Raw genomic sequence first — 22,338 nt, 5'->3', positions numbered from 1 at the left:
AGGACTTGTTACAATAAATTTGGTGATAATATGAATTTTTCATTTTTTATAAAATCAATAGCCTACATAATTCTTGAATTTTTATATGGCTACAAATTAGAAAAAGAAAAATTATATAAGATAAAATATTTATATATTGAGCCTTCTTATTATTATTTTAGAATTTATAAAAATAAAATATTATAAGTTCGACTTCTGGGATAGGCAGTTGATTGGCTTTCTGATTGGCTATAATTTGTATTTCTTTATAAAAGGCAAAACAAAAAAGACTAGCACAAGCTAGCCTTAATTTTTATTTATAGGGATTATAAGACATTCCTCCCAAAATCCTTAAAAGCTTTTCAATATCCTTTTTATCAGCCTTAATAAATTTTACCCTCTTTGGCTTAGAGACAATTTCCTTAACTTCTTTTAACATTTCTGGAGCATTGCCTTGATAGTGAAGAGGAAGCCTAAAATAATTAAAAGTGCCATCAAAATTTAAATAATAATCAAAATGTTCGAGCATTGCCATTGAAGGACCAGAACTTACACCCATGATTTCTCTTGTGTATTTCTCATCCTTTTCGTAGTCATCGAAGCTAGACATGGATTCTCCTCTTTCAGTTAGACCTATGTCGAGTCCATCCTTATTAGGATTTAAAAAAGGATTTTTATTTAAGTCAGCTTCAAAAAATTCTCCAGCCTTGGCAAAGGATAACCAAGCAAGACAAGCCTCAACTTCACCATTTTTTCTGCCCTTAAAAACTTTTGAAGGCATATTTCTCATTTTATTTTCATAAATTGCCTTTTCTTCATCAGATTTTCCTGCCATGTCCTTCTTGTAAAGGTAGTCAAGACCTAGAGGATCTTCTGTCTTTTCTATCTCATCATTTTTTATTTTCTTAGAATCATAATTATCGCCAATTACAACCACTCTCTTGTCATTATCCCAATGAACCCTTTCGCCAAAGGCCTCGGCAATTGCCCTTATAGGCACAAAGGTCCTGTCATTTTTAATTACAGCTGGCGTATCAAGCTCTATCTTTCTATATACATTGCTGGAAATATCTTCCATAAATTTTTCATTAATCACAAGAGAAAACTCATTGCCCTTTTCATCCTTGATGGTAACTTTTTTATCATCATTATTCCAAGTAACGACCTTTCCCAAATTTTCTGAAATAACCCTTATAGGTACCATGGTTCTATCCTCAGAAATATAGGGCGCCACATCAGAATTTACAATTTTGCCCTTAACCCAAAGCCTAATATCAGAATTTGCAAAAACAAGACTTGGTATAGCAAGAGCTAGTATGGACGCTCCCAAAATAAATTTCTTTTTCATAAATCCTCCTAAATAAATTAAGCTAAAATCTTTTACTATGTAACTCTTTAAAGCAATTATATATGAGTGGGTATAAAAATACAAAAGAAAAGCAAAAAAACTGCTGGGTTAAGCCAGCAGTTTAAGTCTAATTAGTCAGCGCTATATGGAATAAGTGCAATTTGTCTTGCTCTTTTAATAGCAACTGTCATTTCTCTTTGATGTTTTGCAGTTAAACCAGTGATTCTTCTTGGAAGAATTTTTCCACGGTCAGAAATATAATTTCTTAGCATATCAACATCTTTATAGTCAATTTTTTTAGTTTTATCTTTTTCAAAAGGATCTACTTTTTTCCTTCTGCCAAATCTTCTTTGCATTTTTACCCTCCTTAAAATGGAATATCGTCATTATCAACAGGGAAAAATCCATCTTCGTCGTCGTTATTTTTATTTGAAAAATCATTTCCGTAAGCAGAATTTACTGGTTGGTCATTGTTAAAGCCGCCTTGGTTAAACCCAGCTTGGTTTTGATTTTGGAAATTATTTTGATTAAAGCCGCCTTGGTTTTGGTTAAAGCCCCCTTGATTTTGTCCTTGGCTTGAACCTATGAAAGTTAAACTATTTACATATACATCTGTTGTATAAATAGTTCTTCCTTCTTTTTCGTAGCTTCCTGTTTGGATTCTACCTTCTACTCCAATTTGACTTCCTTTTCTATGATAATTTGCAATAAGTTCAGCTGTTTGACCAAAGGCAACGCAGCGAATAAAATCTGCTGTTGGTTGGTTATTAGCCTGAGCTTCTTGTCTCTTTTGCTTTGACATTCTTCTGTCTACAGCAATCGAAAAGCTACACATAGCTGTGCCATTTTGCGCATAACGAAGTTCTGGATCTCTTACTAGTCTTCCTATTAAACTAACACAATTCATAAAAACTCCTTAGTCTTCAACTTTTATAATCATTTGTCTCATAACTGGGTCCATAATCTTTGCGACTCTGTTGATTTCAGCAATGTCTTCTGGTTTTGTTTCGAATTCAACGAAAATATAATAAGCTTCTTTTTTGTAGTCGATTTCGTAAGCTAATTTTTTCATGCCCCATTCATCAACGTTATTAATTTTACCGTCTTTTTCGATTACCTTTTTAAGTCTGTCGAAAGAAGCATTTCTTTTTTCTTCTTCCACTTCAGGATAAAACATAATCACCGCTTCGTATTTGTTCATACTTTCACCTCCTCATGGTCTACGGCATAGTTAAAAAACTATGCAAGGATTACAATCTTTGATATTATATATTAAAGAAAGCACTTAGTCAAGATTTTTTAAAAATTGAGGTAATTATGCAAGTAAAAAAAATTGAAGTGAAGAAAAAGAAAAACATTGCTCTTGTGGCACATGATCACAAGAAAAAAGAATTACTAGATTGGGTTAAAAAGCACGAAGAAAAGCTAAGGGGACACAATTTTATTGGAACAGGGACTACTGCTGCTCTTATTTCTCGTGAAACTTCTCTTGATGTCAAGAGGCTTGTTTCTGGTCCACTAGGTGGCGATTTGCAGCTTGGTGCAAAAATTTCTGATTCAAAAATTGATATTTTAATTTTTTTCTGGGATCCTCTTGAAGCTCAACCTCACGATCCAGATGTGAAAGCATTACTTAGAATTTCAACTTTATATAATATTGCCATGGCAACTTCTCCTACTACTGGCGACTATATTTTGTCTTCGCCAATGTTTAATGAAGATTACGATGTGGAAATTTTAGACAATGAATATTCTGTAGAAAAAAGAATTTCAAATAATGATTTTGATTAATTATTTAAAAATTTTGGTAAAATTTATTTATGGATATTTTTAAAATATTGCGAATTCTTTTAGCTATATCTTTAATTGCTCTTGTCTTTTGTTTTGTTATGGGAAAGTTACAAGATATTAAGAATAGAAAAAATAATAATGAAGAAAATTTTGAAGATTTAGAAAAAAAAGAAAATATTGACGACAGTGATGAAGATAAAAATTATATTGCTGAAGGAATAGCAATTGGAATGAGCCTTGGATCTTCCTTTGGTCTTCTTTTTAATAATAGGATAGAAGTAGGAATGATATTTGGCATGATACTAGGTATGTTTATTGGCATGAACATAAAAAAATAGGAGGAAGTATGGATTATAAAAGATTTGGGGACAAAATTATAGCAAGAATTGACAGAACTGAAGAAGTTCAAGAAAAATTAAAAGAAATTGCTTTAAAGGAAAATATTAAACTTGCAAGCATTTATGGCATTGGTGCAACTGATGACTTCACTATTGGACTTTTTAGCCTGGCAAAAAGAGATTATAAGGAAAAAAATTTCAAGGGTGAATTTGAAATTTTATCTATAATTGGAAGTATAACAACCCTAGATGGCGAATACTATCCACATCTTCACATTTCAACATCTGATTCTGAAGGAAAAGTTTATGGCGGCCATTTAAAATCTGCTAAAATTAGTGTAACTTGCGAACTTACAATTAACGTAATTGATGGCACTGTAAAAAGACAAAAGGACGACTACACTGGGATAAATATTTATAAATTTGATTAATTTTTTAAAGGCGACTTTTTTGTCGCTTTTATTTTTTTTAATTTTTTTGATAAAATAAATTCATTGGAGGTTTTTTATGACAAATATTTTAGATAGATTTTTAAATTATGTTTCCTTTGAGACAAGTAGTGACGAAGCTTCTAAAACTTGTCCATCAACAGATAAACAGTTAAAGCTTGGAAATTTTTTAGTGGAGGAGTTAAGGTCCCTTGGCATTGATTCAGAGATTGACGAAAATGGTTATGTCTATGGGAAAATTCCTGGTAATGTTAAAGCCAAGAAGACTGTAGGTTTTATTGCCCACATGGATACTGCTCCCGACATGAGTGGAAAAAATGTAAAGGCAAGGGTCATTGAAAATTATAATGGCTGCGACATAAAATTAAATGATGACTTCACAACTTCTGTCTCCGACTTTCCCTTTTTAAAAGATTTAAAAGGAGAAACAATCATAACAACTGACGGAACTACCCTTCTTGGTGCAGACGACAAGGCAGGCATTGCAATTATTATTTCTGCCGTGGAAGAACTTTTAAAGGATAAGGATGCAAGATTTGGCGACATAAAAATTGCCTTTACACCAGACGAAGAAATCGGACGAGGAGCAGATAAGTTTGATGTGAAAAAATTTGGGGCAGATTTTGCCTTTACTGTTGACGGCGGACCTCTTGGCGAGCTTGAATACGAAACCTTTAACGCAGCTTCAGCAAAAATTGAAATCCAAGGAAAAAATGTGCATCCTGGTTCTGCCAAGGACACAATGGTAAATTCTCAGCTAATTGCCATGGAATTTAATTCAATGCTTCCAGAAAATGAAAGACCTGAATACACTGAAGGCTATGAGGGTTTTTCCCTTCTTCTTAACATGGAAGGCTCTGTTGAATTTACAAAAATGTCCTATATCATAAGAAATCACTCAAGGGAAAAGTTTGAAGACATGAAAAAATTATTTGAGGAGATTGCAGATTTCTTAAATAAAAAATACGACAACCGCATAAAACTTGAAATAAAAGACCAATATTATAATATGAGAGAAGTTTTAGAAAACCACATTGAAATAATTGAGCTTGCAAAAAAAGCCTTTGAAAAATCTGGCGTAACTCCAAAAATTGGCCCAGTAAGAGGTGGAACAGATGGCTCAAAATTATCTTTTATGGGTCTTCCAACTCCAAATATCTTCACAGGTGGCTACAACTATCATGGAAGATATGAACTTGTTAGCCTTGACCAAATGAAGAAGTCAAAGGAAGTTGTAAAAAATATTATAAAGCTATTAGCTGAATAAGAATCACATTAAGAAAGACCATCACAAAAAATGATGGTCTTTTTAATTTAATTTTCACTATTTAATTTTCATCATTAATAACATTTTTATTAGAAGAAGTAGAATTTTCTTCTTTAACAGCTTCTTCTTTTAATTTCTCTCTAAGCTCTTTGTCTCTAATTTTTTGTTCGAGAGCTGCCCTTTCTTCTTCTGTCATATTTTTTAATTCTTCTTCAGTATATTTTAAGTCCTCGCCACTTGCTTCAGATTCATTATCTCTAAGTCTTTTAAGTTCATGGGCCTCATAAGTTGCACTATCTTTATTGACAAAATATAAAGGCGATCCCTTTTTAGTAGTTCCTTCAACAGTTTTCATGCCAATATTTTCCTTGTCAAGAGTTACACCATAGTAGGCAAGATAGGAAAGCTGACCATAATTCATATCTGTCTCAACATGTTTATTGGCAATAGAAACAAGTTTTGGAAGTTTTAAAAGCATTTTAGGTGACTTCATCTTGTCAAAAATTTTCATGATAAAATCTTGTTGTGCCTTAATCCTATCAAGGTCTTGGTCCTTGTAAATTTTTCTAATTCTAAGATACTTAACTGCATCTTCTCCATCTAATAAGTGAAGTCCTTCTTCAAAATTAATTTCAAGTGGCGGTATAGTTGAAGGGTCTGTGTACTTATATTCTGGTGTGTAAACTTCCACTCCACCTATTGCATCTACAAGCTCCTTAACTGCATCATAATTGACAGTTACATAATGGTCAATTTTAAGTCCCAAAAAATCCTCAACACTTGAAACTTGTAAATCAATTCCTCCGCGAGCATAAGCTGCATTCATCCTATAATTGTCATAGCCCTTTAATTTATAGTATGTATCTCTTGGGATAGATAAAAGTCTCACTCTGTCGTATTTTGGATCAATGGATAAGAGCATAATAGTGTCGGCTCTTTTGGAATCTTCGTCCTTTTCATAAGTTACGGCACTTGAATCAAGTCCAATTAATAAAATATTTACGATGTCCTCATCATCGTTAAAGACAGTAATTTTTTCAGGTTCTGCTACTTCTTCTTTATTTATAAAACTTTTATTTTCATCTAATTTTTTTCCCCTTGGCATGAACATAAATGTAAGTCCCAGTGCTCCAAGGAGGAGTATAACTGTAAGGAATACAAATATTCTGTAAATATATTTCATATTAACCTCCTAAACTAAGTCTATATAAAAAGTCCTAAATTTTCAATACTTTTTACTTAGCTGATATAGTAAATTTACTTTGGGTAAAATATAAATATGAAAATATTATTAGATGCAGACGGTTCACCAGTCCGTGAAATAACTGAAAAGCTATGTCAAAAGTATGGTACAAAACTATTAATGGTAAAAAATTATAGCCAAGACTTCTCCTCAATATATGGTGAAGTAATTAGCGTCGACATATCCAAGGAAGCAGCCGATATTTATATTGCAAATCACGCAAAAAGTGGAGACCTCGTAATAACAAATGACAAGGGTCTATCTTCTCTTGGACTTTCAAAAAATGCAAGGGTTATGGACTTCCAGGGTAACTTCATTGATGATGACAACATAGTTGCCATGCTAGAGAGCCGTCACTTCAATAAAAAAATGAGAGAGAGACAAGTTTATTTTAATATTGCAAAGAGAGATGTCAGTGCCGATTATGATTTTTATAAGACCCTAGAAAAATTTTTGGAGGAAAATAAAATGCTTACACTTTTTGTTTCAAGTCTTTGCCCAGACTGTCCACCTGCAATTGCAGAAGTAAAAGAGAAAAATTTGGACTGCGAAATTGTAGACATAACGGAGTCAATGGCAAACTTGAAGAGATTTTTAAAGGAAAGAGACCTTTCCGAAGACTTTGACGAAATTGTAGAAAAAGGTAATGTTGGCGTGCCTGCACTTATGCGAGACGACAAATTTTACTTTTTTGATGGAAACTTAGATGAATTTTTAGAGGGATAATATGGATTTTAATGAATTTAAAGAATTAGCGAAAAAAAGAGAGTCATGTAGAGATTTTGACCCAGAAAGAGAAGTTGAAATAGAAAAAATTGAGGCCTGCCTTGAAACAATGAAGCTTGCACCATCAGCTTGCAATGCACAACCTTATTACTATTATCTTGTTCATGGCGACGAAGCAAAAAACCTTTCAAAATATTTTCAACTTGGCAAGATGAACTCCTTTACCAAGGACGCAGCTGCCTTTGCCATTGTAACAGAAGAAAATTACAACTTGTCTGCAAAAATTGGATCAAGCGTAAAAAATCAAGACTACAAATCCATTGACATAGGAATATCTGCTGCCTACTTTACAGCAGAAGCCACAAGCCTTGGACTATCAACTTGCATAATCGGTTGGTTTGACGAAGAAAAATTGCAAAAGTTTTTAAAGACAAAGAGCAAGATAAGACTTGTAATAGCTATTGGCTACGCAAAAAATGATGAATTGCGCGAGAAAAAAAGAAAAACATCTGACGCCTTATATAAAATAATTTCAGATTAAGTAAAAAAACTAGGTTTAAGGACCTAGTTTTTTATTTTAAAATTTCAAAAATTTTAAGATGCAGCCTAAAATTATTAAGAGTATTCCCAAATATTTTTTCTTTTTACTATCTTTTTCCAGGATAAAACTTGCAAATATAAAAATTCCAAGAAATAAAATAATATTTGATGCTGTAAGGTATTTCACAACTTATCTCCCTTTTAATTTTTTTAATTTAAATTTCATGAGTATTTTTTGCAAAAAATTAGAGGTAAATTTCTCTACCTCTTAATTTTTATTTATTTAACTCATCTTCCATAGCCCTTACAAGCTCTATAAATTTTTCTTCTTCTAGCTCTCTAAAGCGACCTATTTTTGGTGAATCTAAATCCAAAACTCCTATGACTTTTCCCTTTACTGTAAGAGGCAAAACGAGTTCAGAATTTGATGCACTGTCGCAGGCAACATGACCAGGAAAGTCGTGAACATTTTTTACTCTCATAACTTTTTTATTTTTCCAGGCGGCAACGCAGACACCTTCTTCACTTAATCTTGTGCAAGCAGGCATTCCTTGAAAGGGTCCAAGGACAAGTTCATCTTCTCTTACAAGATAAAAACCTGCCCAGTTAAGATCTTCTACTGAATTAAAAATTATGGAAGAAATATTTGCCATCATGGCTATCATGTCAGACTCTGTTTTTATTGTCGCCCTGCCAAAGTCCAACATATAATCAAGTCTTTCTTTATTATCCATAGTAAGCTTTGCCCTTAGATTTTTTAGTTTTTAAAGCTGTGTACTGGAGCAGGAATAAATCCTCCTCTTGCAGCAAATCTTTCACTACTTCCCTCATGAACTGGAATAATTGGTGCTGAACCAAGTAGTCCTCCAAAGGTTGCCTCTTCGCCAACGCCCTTTCCTATTACTGGAATAAGTCTAACAGCAGTTGTCTTTTGATTTATAATTCCAATCATGGCTTCGTCTGCAATTATTGCAGCAAGTGTTGACGCCTTTGTGTCTCCTGGAATTGCAATCATGTCAAGACCAACTGAACATACGCAAGTCATGGCTTCAAGTTTATCAAGTCCAATGTGACCATTTCTTGCTGCTGCTATCATGCCTTCATCTTCACTTACTGGTATAAAGGCACCAGAAAGTCCACCAACATGATCAGATGCCATGATGCCACCTTTTTTTACTGCGTCATTTAACATGGCAAGGGCAGCTGTAGTTCCATGTCCACCTGCAAATTCTACGCCAATTTCTTCTAGGATCCTTGCAACTGAATCTCCAATTGCTGGTGTTGGTGCAAGGGACAAGTCAATTGTTCCAAAGGGAACTCCAACTTTATTTGCAACTTCTGTGCCGATTAATTCGCCAAGTCTTGTAATTTTAAAGGCAGTCTTCTTAATAGTTTCTGAAACTACATCAAAACTTTCGCCCTTAACTTTTTCTAGAGCATATTTAACTACCCCAGGACCAGAAACTCCAACATGAAGGACTACATCTCCCATGCCAACTCCGTGAAAGGCTCCTGCCATAAAGGGATTGTCTTCTACTGCATTGGCAAAGACAACAAGTTTTGCACAGCCAATGGAATCTGCGTCCTTTGTATTTTCTGCAGTTTCAAGAATTTTTTCGCCAAGTAGTTTAACTGCATCCATGTTTAAACCTTTTTTTGTAGTTCCAACATTTACTGATGAGCAAACTTTTTCTGTTTCAGCAAGGGCACGAGGAATTGAATTTATTAAAATTTCATCAGCTGGAGTCATTTCCCCATGAACTAGGGCAGAAAAACCACCGATAAAGTCTACGCCAATTTCTATTGCAGCTTTATCAAGAGCCTTGGCAAATTTTGTATAGTCCTTTTCATCTGTTGCCCCTGCAATAAGTGCAATAGGTGTAACTGAAACTCTTTTATTTACAATTTCTACTCCATATTTTTTTCCAATTTCATTAGCATATTCTACTAAGTGCTTACCATACTTAATAATTTTATTATAAATTTTTTCACAGGCTAGGTCTGCGTCTTTGTCTATACAGTCTAAAAGTGATATGCCAAGAGTTACAGTTCTAATGTCTAGGTTCTCTTGGTCAAGCATCCTAACTGTCTCTAAAATTCTTTTTTTATCCATAATAGCTCCTTAAATAGCTCCTTAAATTTGGTGCATCTTATCGAAGATACCTTGATGTTGAACTCTAATAGAAAGATCAAGTTCTTCGCCAAGTTTTTCGTAGGCGTCAACAACTTCTTGGAATTCAACATTCATCTTTGTTAAATCTACTATTACAATCATTGTGAAGCAGTCGTCTAAAATTGTTTGTGTAATATCAACAATATTTAGGTCAAACTCCACCATCTTCTTTACTACTTCATATACTATACCGATTTTGTCACTACCAATAACAGTTATAACAGCTTTCATAGCATCCCCCTTATTTAAAATTACAATTATTATACCATAATTTAATGCATTAATAATATTTTTGTAATTGAAAGTCCCTTTGCTTTATTATATTATAAGAAAAAAGGAGGAAATCATGAAAAATATAAAAATTATTATAATTTCTTTAATTGCAATTTTATTTTTCACTGCTTGCGGCAAAAATGAAAATTCAAGTAAAGATCTAGCTGAAAAAAATAAAATTGAAGAAAGTAAAAAAGAAGAGGTTAAGGATCCAGAGATAAAACTCCTTATTGCAAGAGAAAATCTTGGAGAGTCCAGTGAAAAATTTCCTCTCGCAGAAATCCTTGGCGACTTAAATTTAGATGACTATGAAAGAATTTTTAAGGGCGCAAACTTTACTGATAAGGAAATTGAAAAGAAAGAAAATAAGCCTGGCGATGTCATAATTTCATCTGATGGTAGAGAAATAAAATTTGCAGCTGTATATAAGGATAAGGTTTTTGAAAATGAAGAAATTAATGATAAAAATTCAAAATTAATTGAATCAAATAATTCTTTAAGAAAAAAGGCTTTAACTTTACTGCTTTCAAATAAAATGCGCCAAGTTGAAACAATGAATAATCCTGGAGAGTACAAAACTTATTATCCAAATTTAGTAAAGGACTTTTTTGAAGATGGCAAATTAATTTTTCTAGCATCTGTTAATAATGCAAATTATTCTTACAAAGATGGAATCTTTAATCAAGATTCAGGCTATCTTATTCCCATGGAATTTCAATATATTTTAGATGAAGATAAAAATTTTGTCTTTGATAAAAAAATAGAGGCAGAAGATGGATCAAAGAATGGTCCTTCTATTGAAAAAATGGCTCGTGGTGATAAGATGACCTTTGATAACTTGCTGCTTGCCAATATAAATAAGGAAATTTATGACAGCTTAATGGAAGATTTATTTTATGTCGCAAAAGAAAAGGGCTTAAAGGACTTCACCCACAAGCTTGAAGAAATTCCTGGCTACGAAAAAGATGTAGTCTACATTGAAAATGGACCAAGACACATTGATGGCACAGTTGAAATTGTTAAGAAAAAAGATTACGAAGAGGCAAAAAAGAAAGTGGGAAAAGAAAACTGGACCTATTGTGAGGGAGTAGTTTATCACAAGGACACTGGTATTGCTGTTAAAACTATAATTGATTATTTTGAATAAAAATAATTTAAAAAAATTAATAAAAATCTAGGATTTTTTTATTCAATAATATGTATTTTTATTATTAGGAGGGGGAGTAATACCCATTCGGGCACACAGAGGTCATCGGAAGGACCTTTCCTACTCCTAAGAATCTACAAGAAAAAGGAAATGTTGGGGAATCAAAATCAAAGGCTTTGACATTAGAAAAAATTAATAATATTCAGAACGTAGGACTATCTGTGTTTACAGTTTATCAAAATGGAGGATATTATCCAAAATATTTTGCAAATGATAGCCAGGGAACAATAGACGCTCAGATTGGATATATATTTCTGTATTAAAGTTTAATCTTAGTTGAATTGTATCATTAACTAGTGTATAGTTAGTTAATTAATGATGATGTATTTTTAACGGTTTTCATAAATACATTGTATCAAAAAAAGACGAGGATTTTTATGTTTCCTCGTCTTTTTTCTATATAGGGATCTTTATAGGGGTCTTTTTCAACAACACCTTTTATTAAAATCACGTATCCCATTTTAAAAATAAAACTTCATTTAATGATTTTCAATGAATTTTTATTGTTTTTTAATAAAGAATTGGATAAAAATAAACCTCAGCTCTTACACTGAGATTTACTTTAACTTGTGATTTTATTTAATCATGTTTACAATCATTTGAGCGACTTCTGCCCTAGTTAAATTATCTTTAGGTCCAAAAGTTCCATCATCACGTCCAACTAATAGACCCTTTTCTGTTGCTTCTTTTACATCTTTTGATGCCCAATCAGAAACCTTATTTTGATCCTTAAATTTAGGAGCTTCTAGATTCTTTACTTTTATATCAAATTTTTCAGCAAATAAATTTAGTATTCTCGCAATTTCTTCACGAGTTATCTCTCTATCTCCTCCAAAAGTATTATCTTCATAGCCTGCTATAATACCATTTTTGATTGCCCAATTTACATAAGCAGATTCTTCTGAATTTGCATCAACATCTTTCAAAGACTTGCCTTTATATTTTTCCACATCAATTTTTTTGAATCTTCCCAATGCCTTTACTACAGTATCTCTTGTAGCATTTTTATTTGGTTTAAATTCATTTCCTATTAAGTCAATTAAATTATTTTCAAGTGCGTAATTTATTGAATCTTTAGCCCAATGTCCATCAATATCAGTAGCTTTTCCAGAATTTTTTGCTAAATTTTTATTTGCAATTTCCTTTCCCTTTTTTAATGCATCTTCTTTTGTGAATATACTTGATTTTGATACATAAACAGGATGAGTTTCTGTTCGATCATGATGTCTAGGGAAGAGTCTTATTGGTTCTTCTCTTGTGTCATCTTTTTCTGGTTGAGTAGGAGTTGGTTTAGTTGGTTCAACTGAATTATCTTCTTCTGGTTCTGTTTTTTCTACTTTTTCAAATATAGCATTTATTGTTAAATCTTGGTCTAATTCGCCTACAAACTCTTTGTCCCAACCTTTAAATTTATATCCTTCAAGTCCTTCTACTTCTGGTGCCATTTTCTCTAATTTTGTTGCATCAAAATTCATTGGAAGAACTCTTGTATTTAGAATTACACCATCTTCATTTGGTAAGAATTTTCCTTTATTTTCATCAACTTTAAAAGTAACTCTAACTTCTGATGGCTTTACTGGTGTTGGATCTTCTTTTACAATTTTAAACCTATCTACAACAGATTTGTCGCTAGTTCTATAAGTTGTAACTTCAATTGAATTATCTGTAACTTTTACATTTGAAATATTTGGAACTTTTTCTTGGTTCTTTACTGCTGAATATTCAAACTTTTTATCTTGCATTATGTCATAAAATTTAGAACCTGATGCAGAGTTTGTTGTAACATATATAATTCCCTTTGGATTTACATATTCACTCGGTGCTTTTCCTTCTTCTCCATTTTTCCATTCAATTATTGGTTTTGTTCCATCCATTACATGCGTTCTTGTATAAACGTGGTCGTGTCCATTTAGTACAAGGTCAATTTTATTTTCTTTTAAAATTGGAACTAAATTTGCTCTAATGTTTAAAACATTTTTATCTAAAGCATGTGTTGCCACTGTATATGGTGGTTGGTGGAATGTCACTACTCTCCATTTTACATTTGGATTATCTGCAATTGCTTTTTCAATTGTAGCCTTGTGTTCAGCAAAATCAGCTTTGTTTGTATTTAAGCAAATAAAAAGTGTATTGTTATATACATAATAATAATTGCTTCCCGCCTTTGTTGTCCCTTCATATTGCACGTTTGGAACTTTAAAATGTTCTGTGTAAGCATGATTTCCTGAATCATGGTTTCCTATTATTGGTGCAAGAGTTAATCCATTGAATCCATCTCTATTAATGTAAGCATCATATTGTCTTTCATTGTCTGGAATATTTACTTGATCTCCAAGTGAGAGTAAGAATGATGCACTAGAATCTAATTCTGATAAAAGATTTAGTGTTTTGTCCCAACCTTGTTCATCTTCGTCTTCAAAACCAGCCCCTATTTGAGGGTCTCCTGCTGCGAAGAAACTAAAATCTCCTGTTCCACCAGTTTTAAAAGTTTTAACTTCAGAAACTGCATCTCCATTAGAGAATCTATACATATATTCAGTGTCTGGTTTTAATCCTTCTAAAGTTACTTGATTACTTGAATATCCTGAAAGATTTGTTTTTTCGATAACTGCTGCATCAAGAACTTTTGCACCTTTAAAATCTTTTTCTGCATTTAGTTTTGCAAACTCAAACTTTCCTTTTTCTTTTGTATTTGCATACCATGTGAAGTTTCTTTCTGTGCCATCTTTTCCTATAGTCAATATATCATTTGTTAAAATAATATTTTGATCTTTTAGATCTACTTCTGGTTTTACATCTGTAGAAGGTGTTCCTTTGTCTACATCTGGTGTCACTTCATCTGATGCATTATTAACTTCTTCTTTAGGTGTTGCTTCATTTAATTGAGCATCATCTTCTGCCGCTTCTACTACATTTGTACTAAATCTAATTTCATTACCTTCAAATCCCAATCCTAATGGTGAAAATACTGAAACTAACATTAGTATAGCTAAAAATAAACTGAATCTCCTTTTCATTATATACCTCCTCTTCAGTTAGAATTATTATTTCACAGTATTGTAAAGTCAAAAAATATAATCTGTAATGTATTCTTAAAGATTTTGTAAATTCATCTTCTTTTTAATTTGATTTTTTCTTTTTTATAGATTACTCCTGATATATAAGCACTAACTGGAACCATTATAATTACTACCGCTGTACCTATGAGCGAATTGACAAGTTCAACAGCAAAAAAATCCGAACTAACTAATTGATTAAAATCAACTCCATAGGATATTAAAACTAAAACTGTAGCTATGGAGCTTCCCAAAAATGCAAATATCAAAGTATCAACCATAGTACCTATAATATCCTTTCCTATTACCATCCCAGATTTAAAAAGTTCTATTTTTGTTATTTTAGGATTTTTTACATATATCTCATGAAGTGCAGAAGATATTGAAACGGAAACGTCCTTACAAGCTCCATAGGCTGCTATGGCAACACCTGCAAACATAAGAGGATATATTTGTAAACCTGTTTTTGAATTTATAAGTAAGAGTCCTTCTACATCAGCTAAATTATATCCACTTAAATGTGTGAAATAAGATGAAATATAAAAACATATTGCAGCAGATATAAATCCAACTGACACACTTATTAAGTTTACAAGTCCAATTAATGTGTAACCTTGGAGTATTACAACCGAATAAATACTTCCCAAGACACAGGTTAATATTGTAACCAATACTGGCGAATGTCCCAAATATATTAGAGGGATCATAAAACAAAACATTAAATATAAACTTATAAAAAGTGATGCCGCAGATTTTATCCCCTTTGACTTTCCAATTGCATATAACATTATTAAAAATAAAATTAACATAATAGCTATTGGGACAGATCTGTCGTAATTATAAATTGTATAATATGGCTCAATCCCCTTTGGTTCGTCCACATAAACTATTACCTTAGAACCTTCCTTTAAGTACACAGAATGTTCCGAAAATAAATTATTTTCTATAGTTATTGGTTTATCAAACCTTTTATTTTTCATTTCAACCAAAACTTTTTGGGATCCAGTCTTTAAATTTGGATAACTCTCAACTGTATCTTCATCTAAAACTTTTATAACCTTACCCTTCTCATAAGAAACTGCGTTTTGAACTATAACTGTATCTCCAAAGTCTACATCTTTCCAAAAAATAAAAATTAAAATTAAAATTAAAACTAACGTCCCATTACAAATATATTTTATTTTTTTACTCATCCTTTCACTCCTTCTGCAAAATTATTGCATTCAAAAGTAAATTTTATATATATTTAATGTAAAGTAAAATTTATTATCCCATCACTTTTATAAAAAGGCTCTATGTCAAATATTGGTGAGACTCGTTAATTCGAGTCTCTCTTTTCATTTGATAAGTTGTAAAATTAAATGTGATACAAATAAAAAATAAAAACTCATACTAACTTCGTGTAAAATGTTAATAACTACAAAAACACACACGGAGGTTAATATGAGCTATAAAAATCTTACACTAAACGAAAGAAATAATATAGAGGTGTTAAACAAATAAAAAACCTCCTGTTATTTTTGTGTTCTGGTAAACCACAATTTATTTCAACATGGAGGTCTTTTTTTATTAGTTTTTCATCGCTAAAGCTAAATTGAACCCCTGGTCTAACCAGGGATATTCTAATTACAAAAAGACGAGGATTTTTATGTTTCCTCGTCTTTTTTCTATATAGGGGTCTTTTGCAACAACCCCTTAATTTTCTCAAAAATTTATAAACTTACTTGCAAGCGTCAATAAATTTTTCAAAAATCATATTCATTTCCTTGTCGTCGTACATCATTTCTGGATGCCATTGAACTGCAAGGGCAAATTTTTTGTCATCTAAGTAAACTGCTTCTACTAGGCCTTCTTCTGATAGAGCAGCTTTCTTTAATCCCTTCCCCAATTCATTTATTCCTTGGTGGTGGTAGGAGTTTGTCCAGATTTCTTCTCTTTTAAAGATATCAAAAAGTGGAGTGTCTTCTAGGACCTTTAGCTCGTGTGATGGTTCGTTTCTAAAAGAGTTACTCATAGAGTGAGCTGGGAAACCTGCTGATGGCAAATCTTGGTGGATAGATCCTCCAAGTGTCACGTTTAAGATTTGAAGTCCCCTACATATCCCCCAGAAGGGGATGTCCTTTTCAAGGGCGTATTCTGTCATAAAGATTTCTTCGTGGTCTCTTAAGTTGTCGAACTTACCAGCCTTGCCAGAGTTTCTCTCGTTGTAAGTCCTTGGGTTTACGTCGTGACCGCCTGATAAAAGAAGTCCGTCAATCTTGTCTAGAACTGTCCTCATGTCTTCCATAGTTTTTATGTTTGGAATTAAAATTGGGATTCCACCATTTCTTTCAACTGCCCTAATATAGTCTGCTGCTATTAGCTGCCAGTCTTGGCCTTCTACCCCAATTTGTCCAACGTCATTTTGAGAAATATCCCTAAGTGAATTAACAGAAATTCCTATAATTGGTTTCATAATCTTTCTCCCTTTTTTTATTAAACTCATTATAACAAAGACTTATAAAAATTGTAATAGAATATGTTATTGACTAGCTTATTGCCTAAAAAAATTAATTAATATATAATTACTAGATTAGAGGTGTTTTATGAGTTTAAATAAACAATTTTTCAAATTTGTCATCCCATCAATAATTGCTATGTGGGTTTTTTCAATTTACACAATTGTGGACGGATTTTTTGTAGCAAATTTTGCAGGTGAATTAGAATTATCTGCAGTGACAATAGTTATTCCCTATGTAAATTTTCTCTTTGCCATTGCCATTATAACTGGCGTTGGCTCTCAAACAATTATTGGAATTGAGCTTGGCAAGGGAAATCGAGATGAGGCAAATAAAGTTTTTACTTTTATTCTTATTTTTATCCTTGCCTTTGCGGGTTTTCTTGCGGCACTTGCCATAATTTTTATGGATAAAATAATTTTATTTTTGGGAGCAAATTCAACTTTATTTCCACTGTCTCATGAATATCTATCTGTTATTGTATTCTTTTCGCCCTTTTATATAATTTCCTATGCCTTTGAAGTCCTTGTTAAAGTTGATGGCTTTCCAAGAACTGCAATAATAGGTGCAGTTTCTGCCTGCCTTACAAATATTATTTTAGATTATATTTTAATAGATAAGTTTCACATGGGAGTAAGAGGTGCTGCTCTTGCTACGGGCATTGCACAATTTTTATCTTGTGTCATTTTTTTCCTTCACTTTAGAGCTGCCAAGGGCTACCTTCGCTTTGTGAAAATAAAAATGAAGACAAAAGAAATTTTGTCCTATCTAAAGACAACCGTTGCCTATGGCTTTGGCGAATTTATTTCTGAACTTAACACAGCCAGCTTTGTCTTTATCTTTAACTTATTTATAATAAAGTATATCTCGCCAGAATTTTTGTCTGCCTATGCAGTTATAAATTATCTTTCCGTCTTTGCAAACTCAACTTACCAAGGAGTCTGCCACGGGACACTGCCTCTTCTTTCTTACTATCATGGATCAGAAGAGCGAGAAAAAAGTTTAAAAATTATAAAAATGAGTTTCATCTTTATCTCTATAATTTCCATAATTATGTATGCAATATCTTATTTTGGCGCAGAAAAATTATTTTCTATGTTTTTGGAAAATAAAACTATGATTTCATCTTCCATTAGACCACTTAGACTTTACGCCTTAATGTTTTTCTTGGCTGGACACAATTTATTTATAGCAACACTTTCCTCTGCCATTGGAAATCCAAAATATTCTATTGTAATTAATATAATGAGAGGATCTGTCGCCCTATTTCTATCAATTTACCTATGCGTAAAAATTTTGGGAGCAAGATATTTATTCTTGGGAGCCTTTATATCTGAATTTTTAGTATTTTTAATTGCCTTCTATTCTTTAAAGAAGATGACAAAAAAACCAAAACTTGAAAGAGCATGAAAAAAGGAAGTCTAATTTGACTTCCTTTAATTTTTTATATTATTTTTTAATCTAAATATTTTTTAAATTCTTCAGGAATATTTTCACTTAGATATCCCAAGCCACAAATGTCTGGACCAACATGAGCTGCTATTGTTTGACCAATCTCTAAGGGCAAAAATTTGTGATAATTTTCTTTTTCTAATTTTGAAATAAGAGGTTCTAAAATTTCCTTGTCATCTGCATAAACTGGGAATACTCTGTCACTTCCATCTGATGTTGATTTTTCAGAAATAATTTCCACCATCCTTTTATAGGATTTATTTTTGCCACGAACAATTTCTGATACATAAAGTTTTCCCTCATCATCAACTTCAAGAATTGGCAAAATATTTAAGACGCTAGAAATTTTTGCCTTAGTCCTAGAAACTCTGCCGCCTTCATAAAGATATTTTAAGTCGAAAACTGTAAAGATGTGTTTAGTCTTTTCCACCAAAAATTTTATTAGGCTAACAACTTCTTCGTAGCTTGCACCATTTTTTGCTGCAAGACCTGCGAAATATGTTATTTGACCAAAGCCAACGGAAGCTGCAAGAGAGTCAATAACTTCTACCTTTACATTGTACTTTTCTTCTATTTCTTTTTTTGCCATGTAGGCATTAGCATAAGTCCCACTTAGTCCCGATGAAAGTGTGATGCAAATAAAATCAATGCCCTTTTCTGCCAGTTCCTCAAATTTTTTTAAGTATTCATAATAAGTTATTTGACTAGTTTTAAAAAATTTTCCCTCTCTCATGGCCTTGTAAATTTCTTTATTGGTCATCTCTTCTTTTATGTCTATTCCATCTTGGTCTGTACTTTTTATTTTTAAAACTTCTAGGTCAAGTTCTTTTAGTGTATTTTTATCTAAGTCGCATGAAGAATCAGATATTATTTTAAATGTCATTTGTCCCCCCACTTTAATCTTTTAGTTTTTTTATAGTATCTATTGTCTTATCTATTTCATCCTCACTATTAAAATAGGAAAGAGATAATCTAACTATGCCCTGATTTTTTGTTCCCACTCTCTCATGAAAAAGTGGTGCACAGTGTATTCCTCCCCTTGAGGCAATTTTACTCATCTTATATAATTTTTCTGAAATTTCTGATGAAGGATAGTCCTTGTAATTAAAGGAAACTATAGATGAATTTTTTTCATTTGAATATAATTTTATTCCAGGAATATCTTTTATGCCATAAAAAAGTTTTTTTCTTAAAGAGTGAATTTTATATGAAACTTCATCAATCCCTATTTCATCAATATATTTTACCCCAGCAGCTAGGGCAATAATTGAGTGAAAATTAATTGTACCATATTCGAAAACATCGGGCATCAGCTCTGGATTAAATCTATCAAAGGAATTTACACCGCTGCCACCAGTAAAGACATTTTTAAATTTTTCGCCTGATAAATCTATTATTGCTCCAGTGCCACTGGGACCAAAAAGGGCCTTGTGACCTGTTAGGCAAAAAATTAGCCTTGGATATTTTCTCTCATTAAATTTTATTTTCGCAGTCCCTGCAGCTTGTGCTCCGTCAATTATTACTAAAAGATCGTGTTTTATGGCAAAATCATATATATAATCTAAATCAGTAAGAGCTCCACTTACATTGGACTCTGCTGTTATAACTATTGCCCTTGTATTCTTCTTTAAATATTTATCCAATTCCTCTAATTTTAAATTAAAATTATGGTCAATATCTATAAAAGAAAGTTCTACGCCCTTATCTTCAAGTTGATAGAGAGGTCTTAGGACAGAGTTGTGCTCTGTTAGGCTTGTTATAATGTGGTCGCCTGCCTTAAATAGAGATGACAAGACTAGATTTAGTGAGCTTGTAATATTTGCAGTAAAGGCAATAGAAAGAGGATCATCAATGCCAAAAAAATCTGCAAGAATTTCTCGACTATCATAGACTTTTTCACTTGAATTTATAGACTCATCATAAAATCCACGAGATGGATTGGAAAATTTTTTGCTGGCGACAGCTTCATATAAAGTTTTTGCCACTACATCTGGTTTTATAAGGGTTGTAGATGAATTGTCTAAGTAAATCATTTTTCACCAATCTTTATAATATTCCTGGAAGTTTTTTCTTCTATAAATTTATAAATTCCCTCGGGATAAATTTCTTTTTCCTGTAAAAATTTCTTTGCTTCTTCTAAATTTCCATCTAGCCTCACAGCAAAGCCGCAGCCCTTGGATAATTCTTCAGGCACTGGTATTACTCTTGCAGCTAATTTATTTTTTCTTAAAACTCTTTCTGCCTTTATTGATTTATTTGAGGAATCAAAAGTAAAAAGATAATATTCTAGCATGGTTTTACGACTTTATATTTTGTCATAATTTCACAAATTCTATACATATTTGTTATTTCGCCAATTTTAAGTGAGTCCTTTAATTTATAATTTTCAAGGCAAAGTCCACAGGATAAAATTTCTGTGCCCTTTTCTTCTAATTTTTTAAAATCTTCTACAGTTTTTTCATTTATTGTAGTTAGATGAACTCCATAATTGTAGCACAAGATGTATTTTGGATGACTATCTTCTTCTGATAGGGCGTAAGTGAAGGACTCCATTAATTTTTTGGAAAATTCTTCTTCGCCGATGCCAAGTTTGTCTGATGAAAAAATTACAACATATTCATCACTAACACTTTCAGATTTTTTTCCATCTTCTGATTTTTTTAGATGAACTTCATAATCAGTCTTTGAATTTTCAACTACAGATGCCTTATAACCCAATTGGTCTGCCATCTTTTTTAGATTTTCTGTAGCAATTTCGTTATCAACTCTTACTAAAACTTCTTCTAAATTGTTTTCACTAATTGCCCTTTTAGTCATAATTACTGGCCTTGGACAAGCATATCCTCTTGCATCAATTTCCATTTATATCACCTTAAATTTTTTATTTTCTCTTGAGATTACTCGACCAACATAAAAAGCTGGGATGCCACTTTCTTTCATTTCATCTAAAATTTTTTCTGCCTGGTCTTTTTTCGCAGCAAAGAGAAGTCCGCCTGAAGTCTGTGGATCAAAAAGGACTTCTTCTAAGGCAAAATCATTAAAAGTAAATTCAACCTTATCTTCTAATGCCTTTCTATTTCTCTCGCCACCTGCAGTAAATAAAAAGTCGCTGGCAGCTTCATAACTTCCCGGCAAGAAATTTATTTCATCTGCAAAAATTTCTACAGATTCTTCAGTGCACTCGTCGAGATGACCAATAAGACCAAATCCTGTAACATCTGTAACAGAAGAAAGCTTATATTTTTTTAAAATTTCTGCTGCATATTTATTTAAAGTGGTCATATTTTTTATTGCTTCTATGTAGTTTTCTTCACTAGTTTCACCCACAGAATAGGCACTCATAACTAGGCTCACGCCAAGTGGTTTTGTGAGAATAAAATAATCGCCAACTTCTGCACCACTATTTTTCCAAATTTCATTATTTTTCACAAGTCCAGTTACGCATTGACCAAATTTTATTTTTCTATCGTGAATGGAATGACCTCCACTAATAGAAACTTCTGCTTCTCTACAAATATCTTCAGCTCCACGAAGAATTTCCTTTAAAATTTCAAGATTTTCTCCTTCAGGAAAGCAAACTATATTTAGGGCAAATTTTGGTTCTGCCCCCATGGCATATATATCAGAAATTGCATTTGTTGATGCAATTCTTCCAAAGTCGTAGGGGTTTTTTACCATTGTAGAAAAAAAGTCCAGGCTCTCAACTAGGGATATGTCTTCATTTATTTTATAGACACAGGCATCGTCTTTTCCATCAAAGCCAACTGTGATTTCTTTTCTCTTGTAGGGATTTAAATCTTTTAAAAGGCTAGATAAATCTTTGATGCCAATTTTTTCATTGCAGCCACCGCAAACTTCTAGTTCTAAATTTATTTCTGGCATATTATCACCTTTAAATATTATATCACAGAGAATATTTTTCATATATTCTTTTATCAAAGTAAATTACTTAATCTACAATTAAATTTTTTATTTGCTATAATATTTTTATGGAAATC

The 22,338-nt window shown here is 32.3% G+C and carries 26 protein-coding genes; 9 read left to right on the top strand and 17 right to left on the bottom strand.

Annotated elements, in window-relative coordinates:
* Window positions 1-30 precede the first annotated feature (30 nt).
* Window positions 31-186 (top strand): hypothetical protein, encoded by a 156-nt coding sequence (locus JOD41_RS09230; protein WP_239541169.1) that lies wholly within the window; start codon window positions 31-33, stop codon window positions 184-186.
* Between the two features lie 106 nt (window positions 187-292).
* Here the strand turns inward: JOD41_RS09230 and JOD41_RS08195 are convergent, their stop codons facing one another.
* The 4 genes from JOD41_RS08195 to rpsF all read right to left on the bottom strand — a co-directional run bounded on the left by JOD41_RS08195 (window position 293) and on the right by rpsF (window position 2,528).
* Window positions 293-1,327, bottom strand: a complete 1,035-nt coding sequence (locus tag JOD41_RS08195; RefSeq protein WP_205052405.1) for a copper amine oxidase N-terminal domain-containing protein — start codon at window positions 1,325-1,327, stop codon at window positions 293-295.
* A 131-nt stretch (window positions 1,328-1,458) separates the two neighbouring features.
* Window positions 1,459-1,683 (bottom strand): 30S ribosomal protein S18, encoded by a 225-nt coding sequence (rpsR, locus tag JOD41_RS08190; RefSeq protein WP_019108153.1) that lies wholly within the window; start codon window positions 1,681-1,683, stop codon window positions 1,459-1,461.
* An 11-nt stretch (window positions 1,684-1,694) separates the two neighbouring features.
* Complete coding sequence (locus tag JOD41_RS08185) at window positions 1,695-2,234, bottom strand: single-stranded DNA-binding protein (protein WP_156701702.1); 540 nt, start codon at window positions 2,232-2,234, stop codon at window positions 1,695-1,697.
* Window positions 2,235-2,243: 9 nt separating this feature from the next.
* Complete coding sequence (gene rpsF / locus JOD41_RS08180; protein ID WP_156701700.1) at window positions 2,244-2,528, bottom strand: 30S ribosomal protein S6; 285 nt, start codon at window positions 2,526-2,528, stop codon at window positions 2,244-2,246.
* A gap of 116 nt (window positions 2,529-2,644) precedes the next feature.
* Here rpsF and JOD41_RS08175 point away from each other — a divergent pair, with 116 nt between their 5' ends.
* From JOD41_RS08175 to pepT, 4 genes are all read left to right on the top strand, one after another.
* On the top strand, window positions 2,645-3,118 hold the full coding sequence (locus tag JOD41_RS08175; protein ID WP_156701698.1) for a methylglyoxal synthase: 474 nt from the start codon (window positions 2,645-2,647) through the stop codon (window positions 3,116-3,118).
* Between the two features lie 29 nt (window positions 3,119-3,147).
* Window positions 3,148-3,456 (top strand): glycine zipper domain-containing protein, encoded by a 309-nt coding sequence (locus JOD41_RS08170; protein ID WP_205052404.1) that lies wholly within the window; start codon window positions 3,148-3,150, stop codon window positions 3,454-3,456.
* Between the two features lie 8 nt (window positions 3,457-3,464).
* Entirely contained in the window at window positions 3,465-3,887 is a 423-nt protein-coding gene (locus JOD41_RS08165) for a PPC domain-containing DNA-binding protein (protein WP_205052403.1), read from the top strand.
* Window positions 3,888-3,963: 76 nt separating this feature from the next.
* Window positions 3,964-5,172, top strand: a complete 1,209-nt coding sequence (gene pepT / locus JOD41_RS08160) for a peptidase T (protein ID WP_205052402.1) — start codon at window positions 3,964-3,966, stop codon at window positions 5,170-5,172.
* A 61-nt stretch (window positions 5,173-5,233) separates the two neighbouring features.
* On the opposite strand, the gene JOD41_RS08155 is transcribed toward pepT, so the two are convergent.
* Entirely contained in the window at window positions 5,234-6,355 is a 1,122-nt protein-coding gene (locus JOD41_RS08155) for an LCP family glycopolymer transferase (protein ID WP_205052401.1), read from the bottom strand.
* A 96-nt stretch (window positions 6,356-6,451) separates the two neighbouring features.
* Between JOD41_RS08155 and JOD41_RS08150 the strand changes: the two genes are divergently transcribed.
* Both JOD41_RS08150 and JOD41_RS08145 read left to right on the top strand, forming a co-directional pair.
* Window positions 6,452-7,141, top strand: coding sequence for a DUF188 domain-containing protein (locus tag JOD41_RS08150; protein WP_205052400.1), 690 nt, complete (start codon window positions 6,452-6,454; stop codon window positions 7,139-7,141).
* A gap of 1 nt (window position 7,142) precedes the next feature.
* A complete protein-coding gene (locus JOD41_RS08145) occupies window positions 7,143-7,682 on the top strand; it encodes a nitroreductase family protein (RefSeq protein WP_205052399.1) in 540 nt (179 codons plus the stop codon).
* A gap of 36 nt (window positions 7,683-7,718) precedes the next feature.
* Here JOD41_RS08145 and JOD41_RS08140 read toward each other — a convergent pair whose 3' ends face one another.
* The 4 genes from JOD41_RS08140 to JOD41_RS08125 form a co-directional block, all read right to left on the bottom strand.
* Window positions 7,719-7,868 (bottom strand): hypothetical protein, encoded by a 150-nt coding sequence (locus JOD41_RS08140; RefSeq protein WP_205052398.1) that lies wholly within the window; start codon window positions 7,866-7,868, stop codon window positions 7,719-7,721.
* Between the two features lie 88 nt (window positions 7,869-7,956).
* Window positions 7,957-8,415 (bottom strand): GAF domain-containing protein, encoded by a 459-nt coding sequence (locus JOD41_RS08135; protein WP_205052397.1) that lies wholly within the window; start codon window positions 8,413-8,415, stop codon window positions 7,957-7,959.
* A 23-nt stretch (window positions 8,416-8,438) separates the two neighbouring features.
* The gene (locus tag JOD41_RS08130) at window positions 8,439-9,794 is read right to left on the bottom strand and encodes a PFL family protein (RefSeq protein WP_205052396.1); all 1,356 of its coding nucleotides are present in this window, start codon (window positions 9,792-9,794) and stop codon (window positions 8,439-8,441) included.
* 21 nt (window positions 9,795-9,815) lie between these two features.
* The gene (locus tag JOD41_RS08125; RefSeq protein WP_156701671.1) at window positions 9,816-10,085 is read right to left on the bottom strand and encodes an ACT domain-containing protein; all 270 of its coding nucleotides are present in this window, start codon (window positions 10,083-10,085) and stop codon (window positions 9,816-9,818) included.
* 115 nt (window positions 10,086-10,200) lie between these two features.
* Between JOD41_RS08125 and JOD41_RS08120 the strand changes: the two genes are divergently transcribed.
* Entirely contained in the window at window positions 10,201-11,274 is a 1,074-nt protein-coding gene (locus JOD41_RS08120; RefSeq protein ID WP_205052395.1) for a hypothetical protein, read from the top strand.
* A gap of 635 nt (window positions 11,275-11,909) precedes the next feature.
* Here JOD41_RS08120 and JOD41_RS08115 read toward each other — a convergent pair.
* The 3 genes from JOD41_RS08115 to JOD41_RS08105 all read right to left on the bottom strand — a co-directional run bounded on the left by JOD41_RS08115 (window position 11,910) and on the right by JOD41_RS08105 (window position 16,845).
* Window positions 11,910-14,351: an S-layer homology domain-containing protein gene (locus JOD41_RS08115; RefSeq protein ID WP_205052394.1), complete on the bottom strand. Its 2,442-nt coding sequence runs from the start codon at window positions 14,349-14,351 to the stop codon at window positions 11,910-11,912.
* A gap of 92 nt (window positions 14,352-14,443) precedes the next feature.
* Complete coding sequence (locus JOD41_RS08110; RefSeq protein WP_205052393.1) at window positions 14,444-15,583, bottom strand: YibE/F family protein; 1,140 nt, start codon at window positions 15,581-15,583, stop codon at window positions 14,444-14,446.
* A gap of 527 nt (window positions 15,584-16,110) precedes the next feature.
* Window positions 16,111-16,845, bottom strand: a complete 735-nt coding sequence (locus tag JOD41_RS08105; protein WP_205052392.1) for a gamma-glutamyl-gamma-aminobutyrate hydrolase family protein — start codon at window positions 16,843-16,845, stop codon at window positions 16,111-16,113.
* A 130-nt stretch (window positions 16,846-16,975) separates the two neighbouring features.
* Between JOD41_RS08105 and JOD41_RS08100 the strand changes: the two genes are divergently transcribed.
* Window positions 16,976-18,298, top strand: a complete 1,323-nt coding sequence (locus JOD41_RS08100; RefSeq protein WP_205052391.1) for an MATE family efflux transporter — start codon at window positions 16,976-16,978, stop codon at window positions 18,296-18,298.
* A 46-nt stretch (window positions 18,299-18,344) separates the two neighbouring features.
* On the opposite strand, the gene JOD41_RS08095 is transcribed toward JOD41_RS08100, so the two are convergent.
* From JOD41_RS08095 to selD, 5 genes are read right to left on the bottom strand one after another with little or no spacing between them, the layout of a single operon-like run.
* Entirely contained in the window at window positions 18,345-19,223 is an 879-nt protein-coding gene (locus JOD41_RS08095; RefSeq protein ID WP_205052390.1) for a DegV family protein, read from the bottom strand.
* 13 nt (window positions 19,224-19,236) lie between these two features.
* Complete coding sequence (locus JOD41_RS08090) at window positions 19,237-20,373, bottom strand: aminotransferase class V-fold PLP-dependent enzyme (protein ID WP_205052389.1); 1,137 nt, start codon at window positions 20,371-20,373, stop codon at window positions 19,237-19,239.
* A complete protein-coding gene (locus JOD41_RS08085; protein WP_205052388.1) occupies window positions 20,370-20,633 on the bottom strand; it encodes a putative Se/S carrier protein in 264 nt (87 codons plus the stop codon). Before JOD41_RS08085 ends, JOD41_RS08090 begins: the two co-directional genes overlap by 4 nt.
* Window positions 20,627-21,202, bottom strand: coding sequence for a sulfurtransferase-like selenium metabolism protein YedF (gene yedF, locus JOD41_RS08080; RefSeq protein ID WP_205052387.1), 576 nt, complete (start codon window positions 21,200-21,202; stop codon window positions 20,627-20,629). Before yedF ends, JOD41_RS08085 begins: the two co-directional genes overlap by 7 nt.
* Window positions 21,203-22,222: a selenide, water dikinase SelD gene (gene selD / locus JOD41_RS08075; protein ID WP_205052386.1), complete on the bottom strand. Its 1,020-nt coding sequence runs from the start codon at window positions 22,220-22,222 to the stop codon at window positions 21,203-21,205.
* Window positions 22,223-22,338: the final 116 nt, after the last annotated feature.

Source organism: Peptoniphilus gorbachii (assembly GCF_016908115.1).
Classification (GTDB): domain Bacteria; phylum Bacillota; class Clostridia; order Tissierellales; family Peptoniphilaceae; genus Peptoniphilus_A; species Peptoniphilus_A gorbachii.
The sequence above is the reverse complement of the archived record's forward strand: the minus strand, read 5'-3'. Positions and strand labels throughout refer to the sequence as shown.